The organism is Parabacteroides sp. MSK.9.14, assembly GCF_019041495.1.
GTDB classification, from domain to species: domain Bacteria; phylum Bacteroidota; class Bacteroidia; order Bacteroidales; family Tannerellaceae; genus Parabacteroides; species Parabacteroides merdae.
In genome coordinates this window covers 1-2,599 of sequence record NZ_JAHPXO010000084.1, presented here as the reverse complement: position 1 = coordinate 2,599, position 2,599 = coordinate 1, and the positions used below count along the sequence as shown (strand labels likewise).

The 2,599-nt window shown below is 42.7% G+C and carries 1 protein-coding gene and 1 pseudogene; both read right to left on the bottom strand.

The genetic code is table 11. The features are described from left to right. Positions 1 to 184 (bottom strand): annotated as a pseudogene (locus tag KTG12_RS21035) (hypothetical protein); the annotation flags it as partial. Beyond that, positions 171 to 1,973 carry a group II intron reverse transcriptase/maturase gene (ltrA, locus tag KTG12_RS21030; protein WP_215710255.1) on the bottom strand — a complete coding sequence of 601 codons (1,803 nt, stop codon included), beginning with the start codon at positions 1,971 to 1,973 and terminating at the stop codon, positions 171 to 173. The gene ltrA and the pseudogene KTG12_RS21035, both read right to left, overlap by 14 nt. Positions 1,974 to 2,599: the final 626 nt, after the last annotated feature.

Genomic DNA, 2,599 nt, shown 5'->3' with positions numbered 1-2,599 from the left:
TCAGACGCTTCATCTCATGCGCGGCGATGCACATTATCAGCGTCTTACCGGTTCCAATGGCTAAGCACAATGCGCCTTTCTTCCCTTTATGGAAGCAGGTTTCAATGTACTCGCCGCCGAACCGTACGTACTCGTCTCCAAGTATACGGCTCTCCGTGGTTATTGTCAGTCTATTTATTTCCATGAATTTTGTTATAACATTTCTCGCAAACTGCGATTGTTTTTCTTTGTCGGGCAATCATGAGTTTCTCCCATGCTTCTTTGCCTTTCAAATCTTTGAGCTTGCGGACGTGTATCATTTTCAGATTGTCCTCAGCTCCACAATATTCACATTTATGGGCTTTCAAGCGAGCCATAAGGCTTGTACTCTCCATTCCATAGTAATTGGGCATAATGTGTGCATTGTCAATGCGCGCTTCCTTGTTCAACCTAAATCCACCATGATATAAGGTACGTTCCAACCATTCACCTTTTTTGTTTTGGTATCTTACCGTGAAAATCTTGTCCTTACAATACTTGTTGACAATCTTTCTTACGGTAGATTCGTACTTTGACGAGAATGTCTTGTACATACTCTCTTTCATGATTCCATAGAAACTGTTGAGAATGTTGACATTGTTAGCAATACAATAGTAGTTGTAGATACCTCTGATTTCTGAATTGTAACGGTTCAGAATTTCAAGGTCGTCATTACTACGAAGATAGGGACGAGAAGTTGACTCCCATACTTCCTTGCCATCTTTGATTACAATGCGCATGGCATCGTAGTCCAGCAGTTTCTTTCTCATTGCCTCAAATGGCAACAATAAGACGACCTTATGGTCAAGGGAGCGAATCGGAATCCCTCTGTAATCCTTTTTCGTTTTGTTTGTACTGCGGACAGTGACTTCAAATCCAAGAAATTTTGCTGTATCATGAGCATTTGTGATAAGTGTCTTCTCGTCTGAAAGTTGAAGTTTCAGCTGTTCCTGCAAGAAGTTTTTAATATCTTCTTTTGCATTTTGGCAGTCAGCCTTGCTTCCAATAACACAAATCAGAAAATCGTCTGCATACCGTACGTATTTCATCCTCTTGAAGTTTTCATCCATGTCAAGAGTTGCAGGAAGTCGTTGCATTTCACGATGCAGGGATGCTATCTCTGAACGTAAAACACCTTTCTTCTGCTCGTCCTGTTCATTCTTCAGTTTCTTTACTCGTTTGTCTTTACGATTGGCAACCCTCTTGTATTCAGGGTTGCGTTGCCGTGCTTTACCCTTGTTAAATGTCTCGATATATCTCAACATGAATTTGTCGAGCTTGTCCAAATAGACATTCGCCAAGATAGGACTGATGATACCGCCTTGTGGAGTGCCGATATAGGAGTTTTTGTATTCCCACTGTTCCAAGTAACCCGCTTTCAAGAATTTTCGTATCAGTCGCAAAAACCTCTCATCGTGGATGCGTTCACTAAGAATGCTTATGAGAACATCATGGTTGATGTTGTCAAAGAATCCCTTGATGTCACCCTCTATGAACCATCTTGTTCCCGAACCTCCCTTTTGCAAGGAAGCCATAGCAGTATGACACCCTCTGTGTGGTCTAAAACCATGCGAGCAATCCTCAAAGTGTCCCTCGTAAATTGCTTCGAGTATCATTCTTACTACTTCTTGAACGAGCTTGTCCTTGAAAGAAGGGATACCCAACGGACGAAGTTTTCCATTCTTTTTGGGTATGTATATTCTTCTTGCAGGACAAGGACGATAGCTTTCATCCTTTAGTTGTTCTATGAGGTCACGGATGCGCTTTATGCTTGTTCCGTCTATTGTCTGTCCGTCAGTTCCTTTTGTGCAGTTGCCTGGATTTCGGGACAACCGCTGATAGGCTTCTGCAAACAGATTCTCATTGAACAACAGTCTGTAAAGTCTTTCAAACTTGTAGCTTAGGTCTTGGCTATGCCCAGCCAGACTGTTTAATACATTTTCTGAATTTCTCATAATGTCTCACACATCATTCTTTTAACATATTAAAAATAACACACTGTCTCCCTTCGCCATGTACAAGGCTTTCCCTTGCTCGGACTACTACGGAGACTCTGTTACCTTGCCGAATTTTCAAAGAACCCACTTCCTATAGCCATTTGTTGGCACTTCGGTTTAGGTAATCCCCATTTAAGCAATACTGTAACTATTGGCTTGATGAATTGTCGGATGCGATTTTCGTCCTTTTCCGCTTATTGCGGCTGACCTGCAATCGGTTTTCTGCTCTCGCACTCGAAGTCGGAAAGTGGAAGTATTGCAGACAGACCTTTATAACTATCTTAGGTCTGTGTTTACCAACTAACGTCTTGGACTGTCGTTCAAACAGTATAGTCTTCATCCTCGTATTCATCGTTTCATCTTGACATTCAGTAGCGGCATGATAGTTAGCCGACTTATGCCGTTTCCAACATGCTACACTCCCCACCGCTTTTCAGCTAAGTGGATAAGTTGGCTGATGACCAGCGTAGAAAACCCTTGCTGGGTAGGTTGCCAAACCTACATTTACAGTATGCCCTTATGGGCGCAGCACCTCGTGGTCGCAAATTCCGCCGCCGTTCTGTTTCAACATCCAGACGCAATCC

Excerpts from the sequence above, each read along its gene's own strand:
- ltrA (WP_215710255.1), bottom strand. The coding sequence starts at position 1,973 with ATGAGAAATTCAGAAAATGTATTAAACAGTCTGGCTGGGCATAGCCAA.